The organism is Rhodopseudomonas pentothenatexigens, from assembly GCF_900218015.1.
GTDB lineage: Bacteria > Pseudomonadota > Alphaproteobacteria > Rhizobiales > Xanthobacteraceae > Rhodopseudomonas > Rhodopseudomonas pentothenatexigens.
The window spans coordinates 1-12,597 of sequence record NZ_UFQQ01000041.1; the positions used below are offsets into that span (position 1 = coordinate 1).

The window sequence follows — 12,597 nt, forward strand, 5'->3', positions numbered from 1 at the left end:
ACGCTGACCGCCAGGGGTAAACCACACAAGCTCGCCTTGGTCGCCTGCGCCCGTAAGCTGATTATCTTCATCAACACAGTCGTCGCCCGCGGCACTCCTTGGATCGCTAAATCTGCCCCGATCTAATGGTTGCTCAGGATGAGGACTCATTCCCCTTGGGAAGGCCCAAGTTCGCTTCCATCAACCGATGAAGAAGCACCTACGCCGTCAGCGCCTGTCCCTGTAGCGCATCGGCCAGTTCTGCGACGAACTTCGCGAGCGGCCAATCAATCCGGGTGATGGCCTGTTCTTCCAGGAAGCGCTGCTCGTTGCGGGTCGGCGTATCCGGCAACACGGCCCAATGCCGGTCCGACGATCGCTTCATCACTTGGCGGGCGAACACGCGGTCGAGCTGGGTGTCGAACCGGCAGCCGAGGAACAGGAAATGGCGGTCCTTGCGCAGCTCCTGCACCGTCAGCGGGATCGGCGTCTGAATGTCGATCTCGGTCAGGACTTCGACATAGTCGCTGTCGGACACCAGAAAATTGGCGGCCGGCGCGACCGAGCCGATCGGCTGATACAGCATCGTCGCCCAGCCGAGCGCCTCATCCGGGACCGGCGAATACAGCGGCATATCCTCTTCGGTCACGATGCCGGGGGCCGGCTCGGCAATCTCGCTGCCATCGGGCTTGTAGTAGTTGACCCAATGGCCGTGATGCTCGCTCTGGCTGACGCCCTGCGCCATGCCCCAGTTCTGGCGCCCGGCCAACGCCTTCTGCGGCAGGTCGTCGTACCAGGCATGAACCAGCAGCGGCAGCTCGGGCAGCGATGCCAGCATCCGATGCAGCTCGTTCGGCTGCGGTGACGCTCGGAACGCCTCGGCCATCATCGTGGTCAGCGTCTTGCGGTGCTTGAAATTCTCGATGTATTGCGCGGCGCCGGTGAGATTGGTTCGGACCTTGTGCGGCACCGTGGTCTTCGCGGTCAGCCGCGCCACCAGTTCGGCCGGCGAGGTCGGCACGCTGCTGGTTTCGCTGAGCGCCACACAGCCGGCGCCGAGATAGGGAATGATCCGCCCCCGCACCAAGCCTGCGGCGATGTCGTCGAGTGCTTGTGCCGGCATGATCCTGCTCCCCCGTCAGATGGCTCTTGCAGTTTTGTGATGGACCACGACCAGGCCGGTCGCGCGTGCGGCGTCGGTAGTGATGGTCCAGCAATGGTTCGATCCGTCGACCAGATAGACGCTGAATCGCGGATAATCGCGGAACGGCTGCTCCGCATAAATGTCGGACGCGTCACATTGCGTCAGCGACAGGCCGGAAAGCTCCTGCCGCACCGTCTTCAGCGCACCGGCCTCGGCCGCGTCGCCTCCGAGCAGCGCGTCGAGCCGGGCGATATCGTCGGGCGACAACGCCATGGTCAGAGCTTGCGGGCTTCGACGGTGATCGGCAGCGGCGTGTCCGCCGCCATCACCGGCAGTTCGAGCTGCCAGCCGTTGGCAAGGGTGACCTTGCCGCCCCACAGCGCGGGATTCTCCATCTCGACGATCGGCTCTTCGAGGTCCTTCTTGGCGACATAGGCGGAGTGGCCGGTCGCGGTCTTGCGGATCATCACTTTCATCGAGGGTGGTCCTTTGCTTGGCCGCCGCGGCGACAGGTCAGAGTGGCGTGATTTCGTCTTCGAGGCAGCCGATCACCCGGTGTTCGGCGAATTCGACCAGATAGACCGGCCGATTGGTTTCGGTGTGCAGGCCGATCCGGACGATCTCGCCGGGATCGCCGCTCTTCACCAGGAGCGCGTCTTCCGGCTGGTCCGGAAAGCTGCCATCATTGAACAGGTCGATCTCGGCGCGGACGCGCTGGCCCCATTGGTATCGCGGCTCCGGCGTCATCACACCGCCTCCTGGGTTTCGGCCTGAAAGGCTTCGACCGCGACCAGCTCCCGCCGCTTCATGCCGACGATGCGGCCCTGCGCGACGAAGTCGACGCCGTAGATGTAGAACTGCTGCAGGAAGGTGCCGATCGAGACGACGTAGCCCTCGTCGCCCTTCTTCACCAGCACCTCGCCGATCTCCTTGCCCGGAAAGGTGCCGTCGTTGCGGATGTTGATCTTCGCCCGCACCTTCTGGCCGTATTCGAACGTCGGCGGGCCGTCGAGCTCGACGATGTCGCTGTCACGCGCGATGTTCATGGCGAAGGCTCCGTTGCGGGTTTGAGCTTGGCAGGTTCGGTGAAGCCGCTGCGGCTGCGCGCGAGCTCGCGCACCAGCGGATCGGGATCGTCGAGCAGCGGCGCCAGTTCGTAGGCGTCGACACGGCTGGCGACTTCGTAGCGAACCCGCCAATCGGCATCGCCGAGCATCGCCAGCAGCCGGCCCGGCGTCATCCGCCTAGCGGCTTCGAGGCGGACCTCACCGTCTTTATCCATTGCGATCTGCGCTAGCCATTCCGGGCCGATCCGCCGTGCCACTTCGCGGCGCACGCCGGGATCTGGATCGAGCACCAGCAGCGGCAGCAGGCCTGGCGAGGCGCGCCGAGCGACGATCTGGCGGACGTAGTAGTCCTCGTCGCTCGCCATCGGGCGCAGTTCGTCGTCGCTCAGCACCGAGGCGACGCGGATCCGCACCTCGCGATGCGGGTCGCTGCGCAAACCCAGCAGATAGCGCTTCGGCAGCCGCCGGGCCGCGCTCCAGCGCACGGTCTCGTCGGAATCCTGTAGCAATTTCGGCAGCAGGAACACCGTGGCATAGCCGGCAGCGACCGCACGCGTCTCGAAATACGGATGGTCGAGATAGCCGTCGGCCAGCGCACGATTTTGCTGGAAGAACCGTTCCAGCCGCCGCGCATAGCGGTCCTGGACGCAAGCCTTCTTCAATTCGCAAAGCCCGGCGGACAACAGCTCGCGATGCGGGCACGACGCGCAGTCGACTTCGTTGCCTTGCCAGTCGCGGGCCTCGTCGATGTCAGTCGTCATCGTCCTGCCCTATCCGACGCCACACATCGAGCAGCACGGCGGCGCCGACCTTGTCGGTCGGATCGAGTTCGAGCAGCTTCTCCACCGCAGCATGCCCTTCGTCGAGCCGGCCGAGCCGCATCTGCAGATAGGCATAGGCCTTCAGCGCAAACAGATAGAATCGCGGCAGCACCGCCGAATAGCTGGAGAACTCGGCGTCGCCGCGGCGCACCTTGCGCCAGTCGGACGCCAGGCCGTTGTCGCGCGCGGCCTTGCACAGGCAGGCCTGCGCCACTTCAAGTGCCTCGCCGAGGCGGCCTTTGTAGAAATAGAACCGGTACAGCCCGATCAGCACTGCGGCATGGTCGGGAGCCAGCAGATGAGCCTCGCGCAGGTGCTGTTCAGCCAGCACTTCGCTCTGATAATCGCGCCCTGCCAATTCGAGATGCCGATGTGCGTCCGCGGGCAGGCCCGCGCCAAGCAGCGCCCCGGCCAACAACGACTGCTCCGGACCGGACATCGTCAGTTCGCTGTGCATCAGGTCGGGCATGGTTCACAGCTCCCGCAGCTGGTGCAGACCGGCGGCCGGCTTCGAGCCGCTATCGCTGGCGCACTGACAGTTCGATCCCTTCGGATCGTGGAACATGAAGCCGCTCGAGGTCGGCGTTTCCATGAAATCGATCACGACCCCTTCGAGCAGCTTGAGGCTCGATTCAGGCAGGAACAATTTATAGTCGCCGCGATCGACCACCGAATCGCCGGTGTGCGGCGCGCCGGCGATATCGAACTGCGCCGACAGGCCGGAACAGCCGCCGGCGCTGACCACCAGGCGAAAACCACCGGCGCCGCCGCTGAAACGCAGCATGCGGCGGATGAATTTTTCGGCCGAGGGGGTGAAGCTCATATCCATCGGAATCGCCTCATGCTGCCTGATAGCGCGGGACGGAATTGTCGATCACGCAGGTGCCGTCGACCGGACACACCGCGACACATTGCGGCTCGTCGTAGTGGCCGATGCACTCCGAGCACTTCGAAGGGTCGATCGCGAAGGTGCCGGCCTTCTCGAAGATCGCCACATTCGGGCACTGCGGCTCGCAGGCGGAGCAGCCGGTACATTGCGATGCGACGATCTTGTAGGCCATGGCCGTTTCCCTTCGGCGCCTCGTCCTATGCCTCGGTGAAGGCGCCCTGGCGGATCGTGGCGTCGCCGCGGGCGATGTGACGGATCTCCGACTTGCCGACGCGCTCGAGGTAATCCTTGAAGTAGGCAATCACCGACTGCTCGATGTATTCGAACGCGTAGGTCTCGACTGCCTCGATGCCGGCGCCGGCGAGCGAATCCTTCGGGCACATCCCGATCTTGGCGACCAGCACGGCGGTGCAGTCGTTCAGCGCCTTGAGGATCGGATCGATGCCGGTCTCGCTGGCGTAGCCGCCTTCGCAATACAGATCGACGCGGCGATGGCCGACGAATTTTGCGCCGGCGGTCGACACCTCGTAGATCTGGAATTCGTGGGCATGACCGAAATGCTCGTTGATCACGCCGCCGCCCTTGGTGGCGATCGCCACCTGGACCTTGATGGTCGCCGTCTCATCGGCGAGCTTGTCCAGCTCGCGCTGCTTGGCGACCGCGATCGCGTCGCGCTCGGCCTCGACCTTGGCTTGGTAGGCCTGGCGCGCGGCCAGATCGTATTCGACGTCCATCGCCATCACTTTTTCGGTGGTGAACTCGGCGCTGCGGTCCTCGCCGAGCAGGCCGACCGCGTCGGCACGACACTGCCGGCAGTGCCGCATCATGTTCATCTCGCCTTCGCAGGCATCCTGCAGCGCCTTCAGCTCCTGCGCGGTCGGGCCGCGCTGGCCCGATAGGCCGAACGCGGTGCCGTGCTCGGCTTCCGAGATCAGCGGCATGATGTTGTGCAGGAAGGCGCCGCGCGACTTGACCGCCTTGTTGACCTCGATCAGGTGCTGGTCGTTGATCCCCGGGATCATCACCGAGTTGACCTTCACCAGGATGCCGCGCGCCACCAGCATCTCCAGGCCGAGCAATTGCCGCTCGCTGAGGATCTTCGAGGCCTCGACGCCGTTGTAGCGGCGGTGATTGTAGAAGATCCACGGATAGATCTGCGCGCCGACCTCCGGATCGACCATGTTGATGGTGATGGTGACGTGATCGACCTTCATGGCGGCGATCTGCTCGACATAGTCGGGCAGCATCAGGCCGTTGGTCGACAGGCACAGCTTGATGTCCGGCGCGGTCTCGGTGACCAGCTCGAAGGTCTTGAAGGTCTTGGCCGGATTGGCGAGCGCATCGCCCGGGCCGGCAATGCCGAGCACGGTCATCTGCGGGATGGTCGAGGCCACCGCGACGACCTTGCGCGCCGCCTGCTCCGGGGTCAGCTTCTCACTGACCACGCCGGGACGGGATTCATTGGCGCAATCGTATTTGCGATTGCAGTAATTGCACTGGATGTTGCACGCGGGCGCGACCGCGACGTGCATACGGGCGAAGTGATGATGCGCCTGCTCGCTGTAGCAGGGATGGTTCTTCACCTTCTCCCAGATTTCCGGCGGCAGATCGCTCGGACCCGCGGCCGAGCCGCAGCCGGTCTTGCCGGCGCCGCCCTTGCTGCTGCAGCCTGAGGACGCTGCGCTCTTGCGCATCTCGTCGAACGAAATCGCTCCCGGCGCGGCGAAGTCATGAAGTTGCAGCAGCTTGCTCATATCCGGGCCTCGTTCGATCGCCGCGCGACAGGCGGCTTGTCGGTGGGTGATGGTGCTGCAACCGAGCCGGCGAAGATCGAGGACGATTCGCGGGCGCGGCGATCGGTCGAAGACGGCGTCCGACGGTCAAGGCGTCGGCCGTCTTGCGAGATCACGCGTCAGGCCGGCACGCAGGTGTTGTCGACCGGGCAGACCGAAACGCACTGCGGCTTGTCGAACTGACCTTCACACTCGGTGCACTTGGTCGCGTCGATCACATAGGTACCGCGCTTCATGCTGATCGCGGCGTTCGGGCATTCGAATTCACACGCACCGCAGACGGTGCACTGGGAGGTCACAATCTTGTAGGCCATGGTCGGCTCCTGGTTCGCAGAGTGCTGCTGACGAGCTGTCTTTCAAGCCGCGTGCCAGATGCCTTGATGATTGTTTTTCCACGATTATTCGGCTCGACGCAGAACGATGCCGGTGTCAGGCCCCCGACACTTGTCGCAAGTCTGACAGGCATCCGTACTCGTCATCCGGCCTATCGAGATGTGACGGAGATTTTCGAAGAGCCGCTCGCAGACAGACAAGGCGCGACGCCAGATGACGTCGCGCCTTGTCCGATGATCGCGTGCCGCCGCGCGTCAGAAGTGTTTGAGTTCGATGTTGTGCTTCTTCAGCGCATAGCCGATCTGGCGTGGCGTCAGGCCGAGAATGCGCGCGGCCTTCGCCTGCACCCAGCCGGCTCGCTCCATCGCGTTGATCAGGCGCTCGCGCTCCGACATATTCGATTCGTCGGATGGCATCTCCGAACGGACCGGCGCCGGCGCAAAATCATCTGCTGATGCGACCGGCTCGCGCGGATGAACGATTTCCACCGGCGCCTTGCGTGGCAAGACCTGCAACGGGATCTCCGGGCGCGGGCGCTCCGGCGCGGGCTCGGTGTGGCCCTTCCACAGGATCGCCGACAGGCACTCGTCCTGATGGCAGGCGAAATCGCTGTCACGGATTTCCGGCCCCATCGCCAGCGTCGCCGTCCGGCGCACGCAGTTCTCCAGCTCGCGGACGTTGCCGGGGAACGAGCAGGCCTTCAGCAGCTCGAGCGCGTGCGGCTCGAACGCCAGCTCGCGGCCGTTCTCCTTGTTGAAGTGCTTGAGGAATTCAGTCGCCAGCAGCGGAATGTCGGTGGGGCGGTCACGCAGCGGCGGCAGGATCATCGGCACCACATTGATCCGGTAATACAGGTCGGCGCGGAATTCCTTGCGGGCTACCGCCTCTTCCAGGTTGCGGTTGGTGGCGGCAACGATGCGGACGTTGACCTTGATGGTCTGATTGCCGCCGACCCGCTCGAACTCCTGCTCCTGCAACACGCGCAGCAGCTTGGCCTGGAATGACGCGGAGATCTCGCCGATCTCGTCGAGAAACAGCGTGCCCTTGTCGGCGAGTTCGAACCGCCCCTTGCGGGCGGCGATCGCGCCGGTGAACGCGCCCTTCTCGTGGCCGAACAGCTCGGACTCCAGCACCGACTCCGGCAAGGCCGCACAGTTGATCTTGATGAACGGGCCGTTGGCGCGCGCCGACAATTCGTGGATCGCCTTGGCGATCAGTTCCTTGCCGGTGCCGGACTCGCCGCGCAGCAGCACCGGCGACTGCGACTTGGCGATGATGCTGACCTTGGCCAGCAGTTTGCGGATCGCCGGGCTCTCGCCGACGATGCCGTCGACCTTGACCCGCTTGCGCTCGCGCTCCGGCTTCAGCTCGGACAGTTCCTTCTGCAACCGGTGGCTTTCCGCCATCAGCCGCTCGCGATCGCGGGCGACGACGCGATGCAGTTTCACGGTCTGGCCGATCAGATTGGCCACCATGGTGAGGAAACGCACATCCGCGTCCATCCGGAAATACGAACGGCCGTCGCGAACACGGTCGATGCTCAGCGTGCCCACCACCCGCGAATCGATCCGGATCGGCACGCCGATGAACGACACCCGGGTGTCGTCGGTGGCGCCGAGCGCGGCGGCATCGGCGGCGCTGAACATCGGATGGCTGGAGACGTTGTCGGCGACCAGCGGCACCGCGGTGGCGACGATCTGGTCGATCGCCCTCTGCGGTAGCCGGGCGCGATAGCGGTTGTCGCTGCCCTCGGCCCAGCCGACGCCGACGGTAATATCCGGAATGCCGTCATCGGCGAGCAGCGACACCACGCCGTTGCGCATCTGCAGGAACGACTGCAGCAGGTTGACGACGTTGGCGAGAGTGATCTCCAGCCGCGCCGGTGAGGTGAGGATTTTCGAGATCTCGAAAATGCCGGTGAGCGCGATGTCACTCAGCGGTATTGGAGGATGGGTCATCGACGGCGACGGGTACTCGTTTTCGACAAGGCGGATTTCGCGCTGAGCCATAGCTGGTCTCCATCGCCCCCGAGCCTTCCCCCGTCAGATCCGGAGCGCTGCGAGATTGTGGATGAATTCCAACCAGATGTCGTGCTCATCTTGGCTGCATCGCTGCGGAAGTTATGGCTCGCTCTGCTTAGTTCATTACCACTGGCAAAGATGCTGATATTCAACTGATTACTACTCTAGCACCAGTCAGACGCCGCGGCCGCATTGACGCAACGCAAAATCGCCAGACCAAAAGAACGGCAGCAGCGTATCCGGACATGCGTGATTGCTAGTCAACTGCAAACTAACTTCGAGCTATTCGCTCCGCCGGCACGTCAGACGTGCTGGCCGCCGTTGATGTGAATTTCTTCACCGGTGACGTAGCTGGCCGCATCCGAGCACAGGAAGAACATCACCTTGGCGACCTCATCCGGTGTTCCGATACGCCGCATCGGGATCGTCGGCGCCAGCATCGCCTCGGTTTCCGGCGATAGGATGTCGGTCTTGATCTCACCGGGCGCGATCGCGTTCACCCGGATGCCGTAGGGCGCGTAGTCGTGCGCCATCTCCCGGGTCAGGCAGGTCAGCGCGGCCTTCGAGGTGGCGTAGGCGCTGCCGGCGAATGGATGCACCCGCGAACCGACGATCGACGTGACGTTGACGATCGAGCCCTGCCCGGCGCGCAGTTCGTCGAACAGCCCCTGCGCCAGCATCACCGGCGCCAGCAAATTGACGTGGAACACACTCATCCAGGTCGCGACCGGCGTGTTCAGCGAGGTCAGGCGTTCGCCCTCAACGCTCTTGGGGGAGATCGCCGCGTTGTTGATCAGCGCATGCAGCGGTCCGCCGCCGAGCTTCTCCTTCAGTTCGTCGATCGCCCGCGGCACGGCGCGATGATCGGCAAGCTCGACCGCGACGTGGTTCTCGAGGCCGGTCGCCCACGGGCAGCGGTCATCGGCAAACGGCTGCCGCGAACAGGTGATGATCCGCCAGCCGGCGTCGGAGAACAGCTTGCCGGTGGCATGGCCGATACCGCGCGACGCGCCGGTCAGGACCAGCGTCTTCTGCTTACCGGTCCGCGCCTCGCGCTGATCATTGTGAAACGGGCAGGCGCCGCCGGTCGCCGACGACATTCCCGCCGGCATTCCGGGCGGCATCTCCGCAGGGCGGGCCGCAGGGGGTGATGAAGGTGCGGGTTCGGGCCGCTCGGCGTGCAGTGGTTCAGGGTGCACGGGACGGTCTCCATCGGTTTCGTTGCAAGGCAACTTGCATGAACCGGGCCAACCGACATGGCGTCGATTCCGGCCGACAAACAACCCGTTGTTGCCAGCGAATGTCATCAGAGCGACACCGCCGGCCCCGCCCAACCCGACACAACGTTGGCTTTGCGACATCGGACCAGCATTTGACTACCATTAACAGCGCCCCGCTGATCTGGTCCGGCTCTTGCTTAAACCGGACCCGGACACTGGACACAGCGTGGTGGTGATGACGCAGCCTCTCCAACTCAGCGCCGGCGGCTTCGCGGTCGTGCTCGGGACCAATGAAATCGCCTCCGCAGTCGCGGTTCACCTTCGCCGCGACGGCTGTTGTGTGGTGATGTCACACGATCCGTTTCCGCCGGTGATCCGACGCAAGATGGCGTTTCATGACGCGCTGTACGGCGATGAGATCGCGGTCGAAGGCGTGCGCGGTGAGCGGGTCGATCACGCCATCCAGATCTTCAAGGCGCGGCGCCGCCCCGACAATGTTCTGGTGACCTGGTTGGAGCTGCCCGACCTGCTGCCGATCGGCGCGATCGACATTCTGATCGACGCTCGGATGCAGAAGCATCGCGTCACCCCGGACCTGCGACGGCTGGCCCGTGTCAGCATCGGTCTCGGTCCGGGCTTCTCCAGCTCGGCGAATTGCGACGTGGCGATCGAGACCCGCCCCGGCCGCAGCGGACTGATCGTCGATGCCGGCTGGACCGACGCCGCCGATGGAGTCGCCAGCCCGCTGGGCGCCGCCGGTGCCGAACGCTTCCAGTATTCGCAAGCCGGCGGACGATGGCGGACCGCGATCGAAATCGGCAGCCGGGTGTTCAACGGCTACCCGGTCGGCCACCTCGGCGGTGTGCCGGTGCGCGCGCCGTGCGACGGCATCCTGCGCGGCGTCATTCGTGACGGTCAAGACGTGCCGCAGGGCGTCAAGCTGCTGGAGGTCGATCCCCGAGGCCGTCATGCGCAGTGGACCGGGATCGATGATCGCGGACGAACGATCGCCGCCGCTGTGCTGCGAGCCGTGTCGGGACGCCGCCTGGTGCAGCCGGACGACGCCGCCGAGCCATTCGGTGCGGCCTGACGACAATCGGCCTCAGCCGGCGCCGAGCGCCACTGCGACGTTGTAGGTGATCAGGCTGGCGATGTAGGCGAGCACGAACATGTAGATGAAGGTGACGCCCATCCAGCCCCAGCTTCCCGTTTCGCGCTTGATGACCGCCAGCGTCGAGGCGCATTGCGGCGCGAACACGAACCAAGCCAGCAGCGACAGCGCGGTGGCGAGGCTCCACTTCGAAGCCAGCACCTGGCCGATCTGCTCGGCCGCTTCCTTACCGCCTTCGATCGCATAGACGGTGCCGAGCGCCGCCACCGCAACCTCGCGGGCCGCCATTCCGGGGATCAGGGCCACCGCGATCTGCCAGTTGAACCCAAGCGGAGCTAGAACCGGCTCGATCGCATGCCCGATGATCGAGGCCAAGCTGAAATCGATCGCCGGTTCGGTGGCCCCGGCCGGGGGGCGCGGGAACGAGGCCAGGAACCAGATCAGCACCATCATCGAGAAGATCGTGGTGCCGGCACGCTGCAAGAACATCTTGGCGCGGATATACACGCCGATGGCGACGCTCTTCAGCCGCGGAAGCTTGTAGTCCGGCAGTTCGAGCATGAACGGAGCCGGCTCGTAGTCGCGCCACATGAAGAACTTGACCAACGCCGACACCGTCAGCGCGCTGACGATGCCCGCGGTGTAGAGGCCGAACATCACCAGCCCCTGCAGATTGATCCAGCCGAACACCTCCTTGGCCGGCACGAAGGCCGAGATGATCAGCGTATAGACCGGGATGCGCGCCGAGCAGGTCATCAGTGGCGCGATCAGGATGGTGGTCAAGCGATCGCGTTTGTTGTCGATCACCCGCGTCGCCATGATGCCGGGGATCGCGCAGGCAAAGCTCGACAGCAGCGGAATGAAGGCGCGACCGTGCAGCCCGGCGCCGCCCATGATGCGGTCCATCAGGAACGCAGCGCGCGCCATGTAGCCGAGATCTTCCAGCAGCAGGATGAACAGGAAGATGATCATGATCTGCGGCAGGAACACGATGACGCTGCCGACGCCGGAGATGACGCCGTTCTGCAGGAAGCTCTGCAGCAGCCCTTCCGGCATATTGGCCTGGACGAATGCGCCGAGCGCTTCGAAGCCGCCCGAGATCAGTTCCATCAACGGCTGAGCCCAGGAGAACACCGCCTGGAACATCACGAACAGGATCAAAACCAGGATCGCCAGACCGGCCACCGGATGCAGCACCACCCGGTCGACCTGGGCGGTGAGGGTGTGCGGCCGCGCCGGCAGGCTGACGCAATCGGCGATGATGCGATCGGCCTCGCGCTGCAGCGCGCGCAGTTCACCGGTGCTCAGCGGACGCCAATGATCTCCGGTAGAAGGCGTCGGCGTCTGTGCGGCGAATTCATCGGTCCGCTTCAGCAGCTCCGCGGTGCCGCCCTTGCGGACGGCGATCGACGTCACCACCGGAATGCCGAGCTGCGCCGACAGCTTCTCGACATCGACGGTGACGCCGCGGCGCATCGCGATGTCGTACATGTTCAGCACGAGCATCAGCGGGCGGCCGGTGGCCTTCAGTTCCAGCATCAGCCGGAACGTCAGCCGCAAATTGGTGGAGTCGGCGACACACAGCACCAGATCCGGAACCGGCTCGCCCGACTTGCGACCGAGCACGACGTCGCGGGTGATTTCTTCGTCCGGACTGCGGCCCCGCAGCGAATAGGTGCCCGGCAGGTCGACCAGACTGACGACGCGCCCACCCGGCGTGGTGAACAGGCCGGTTTTGCGTTCGACAGTGACGCCAGGGTAGTTCGCCACCTTTTGGCGGCTGCCCGTGAGGGCATTGAACAGAGAGGTCTTACCGCTGTTCGGCGTTCCAACCAAAGCCAGGTTGAACGGATGGGATTCGATCGAGGTCATCGCGCAGGCGCCAAATCAACAAACTGCAATCCGCGCGTTACATCAGCACGACGGCCATCGCTTCGCGGCGGCGAACCGCGATGGTGATGTTGTCGACACGAACCGCGATCGGGTCCCGGCCGATGATCCCCTCGTGCAACACTTCGACCTTGGCTCCCTCGACGAACCCGAGCTCGATCAAGCGGCTCTCAAGCTCGACCGGCTGCAATGACGACGTGCCGCGGTGCGGATCGATCGCCTGAACAACGCCGCTATAACCCCGGCGTGCGTTCCCCAGAAGGATCGGCTGGTGATGGTTGTGGCGATCGCGATGGAGGTTCTTGGTCATTGCTCGTTCTTCCAATCGC

16 protein-coding genes are annotated in these 12,597 nt (G+C 64.5%); 1 reads left to right on the forward strand and 15 read right to left on the reverse strand.

Going from position 1 to position 12,597, the window contains the following annotated elements:
* Positions 1-199: 199 nt before the first annotated feature.
* The 13 genes from DWA33_RS23365 to DWA33_RS23425 form a co-directional block, all read right to left on the reverse strand.
* Entirely contained in the window at positions 200-1,102 is a 903-nt protein-coding gene (locus DWA33_RS23365; RefSeq protein ID WP_114360885.1) for an SIR2 family protein, read from the reverse strand.
* Between the two features lie 15 nt (positions 1,103-1,117).
* Positions 1,118-1,396 (reverse strand): DUF6129 family protein, encoded by a 279-nt coding sequence (locus DWA33_RS23370; protein ID WP_114360886.1) that lies wholly within the window; start codon positions 1,394-1,396, stop codon positions 1,118-1,120.
* 2 nt (positions 1,397-1,398) lie between these two features.
* Positions 1,399-1,599 (reverse strand): putative nitrogen fixation protein NifT, encoded by a 201-nt coding sequence (nifT, locus tag DWA33_RS23375; protein ID WP_107357099.1) that lies wholly within the window; start codon positions 1,597-1,599, stop codon positions 1,399-1,401.
* A 37-nt stretch (positions 1,600-1,636) separates the two neighbouring features.
* Positions 1,637-1,870, reverse strand: coding sequence for a nitrogen fixation protein NifZ (locus DWA33_RS23380; protein WP_107357100.1), 234 nt, complete (start codon positions 1,868-1,870; stop codon positions 1,637-1,639).
* Positions 1,870-2,169, reverse strand: a complete 300-nt coding sequence (locus DWA33_RS23385) for a nitrogen fixation protein NifZ (protein ID WP_114360887.1) — start codon at positions 2,167-2,169, stop codon at positions 1,870-1,872. The genes DWA33_RS23380 and DWA33_RS23385 overlap by 1 nt, the downstream gene beginning before the upstream one ends.
* Complete coding sequence (locus DWA33_RS23390; RefSeq protein ID WP_114360888.1) at positions 2,166-2,951, reverse strand: 4Fe4S-binding leucine-rich repeat protein; 786 nt, start codon at positions 2,949-2,951, stop codon at positions 2,166-2,168. The genes DWA33_RS23385 and DWA33_RS23390 overlap by 4 nt, the downstream gene beginning before the upstream one ends.
* Positions 2,941-3,480 carry a tetratricopeptide repeat protein gene (locus tag DWA33_RS23395; RefSeq protein ID WP_114360889.1) on the reverse strand — a complete coding sequence of 180 codons (540 nt, stop codon included), beginning with the start codon at positions 3,478-3,480 and terminating at the stop codon, positions 2,941-2,943. The genes DWA33_RS23390 and DWA33_RS23395 overlap by 11 nt, the downstream gene beginning before the upstream one ends.
* 3 nt (positions 3,481-3,483) lie before the next feature.
* Positions 3,484-3,840: a HesB/IscA family protein gene (locus DWA33_RS23400; RefSeq protein ID WP_114360890.1), complete on the reverse strand. Its 357-nt coding sequence runs from the start codon at positions 3,838-3,840 to the stop codon at positions 3,484-3,486.
* A 10-nt stretch (positions 3,841-3,850) separates the two neighbouring features.
* Positions 3,851-4,072, reverse strand: a complete 222-nt coding sequence (locus DWA33_RS25660) for a 4Fe-4S binding protein (protein WP_107357105.1) — start codon at positions 4,070-4,072, stop codon at positions 3,851-3,853.
* A gap of 25 nt (positions 4,073-4,097) precedes the next feature.
* Positions 4,098-5,654, reverse strand: coding sequence for a nitrogenase cofactor biosynthesis protein NifB (gene nifB, locus DWA33_RS23410; RefSeq protein WP_114360891.1), 1,557 nt, complete (start codon positions 5,652-5,654; stop codon positions 4,098-4,100).
* Positions 5,655-5,812: 158 nt separating this feature from the next.
* The gene (locus DWA33_RS23415; RefSeq protein WP_011160163.1) at positions 5,813-6,007 is read right to left on the reverse strand and encodes a 4Fe-4S binding protein; all 195 of its coding nucleotides are present in this window, start codon (positions 6,005-6,007) and stop codon (positions 5,813-5,815) included.
* A gap of 273 nt (positions 6,008-6,280) precedes the next feature.
* The gene (gene nifA, locus DWA33_RS23420; protein ID WP_114360892.1) at positions 6,281-8,035 is read right to left on the reverse strand and encodes a nif-specific transcriptional activator NifA; all 1,755 of its coding nucleotides are present in this window, start codon (positions 8,033-8,035) and stop codon (positions 6,281-6,283) included.
* A gap of 314 nt (positions 8,036-8,349) precedes the next feature.
* The gene (locus tag DWA33_RS23425) at positions 8,350-9,171 is read right to left on the reverse strand and encodes an SDR family NAD(P)-dependent oxidoreductase (protein ID WP_114360893.1); all 822 of its coding nucleotides are present in this window, start codon (positions 9,169-9,171) and stop codon (positions 8,350-8,352) included.
* A 331-nt stretch (positions 9,172-9,502) separates the two neighbouring features.
* Between DWA33_RS23425 and DWA33_RS23430 the strand changes: the two genes are divergently transcribed.
* Positions 9,503-10,357, forward strand: a complete 855-nt coding sequence (locus tag DWA33_RS23430) for a xanthine dehydrogenase (RefSeq protein ID WP_114360894.1) — start codon at positions 9,503-9,505, stop codon at positions 10,355-10,357.
* A 12-nt stretch (positions 10,358-10,369) separates the two neighbouring features.
* Here the strand turns inward: DWA33_RS23430 and feoB are convergent, their stop codons facing one another.
* Both feoB and DWA33_RS23440 read right to left on the reverse strand, forming a co-directional pair.
* Positions 10,370-12,250, reverse strand: coding sequence for a ferrous iron transporter B (gene feoB / locus DWA33_RS23435; protein ID WP_114360895.1), 1,881 nt, complete (start codon positions 12,248-12,250; stop codon positions 10,370-10,372).
* Between the two features lie 37 nt (positions 12,251-12,287).
* Entirely contained in the window at positions 12,288-12,578 is a 291-nt protein-coding gene (locus tag DWA33_RS23440; RefSeq protein WP_114360896.1) for a FeoA family protein, read from the reverse strand.
* Positions 12,579-12,597 lie beyond the last annotated feature (19 nt).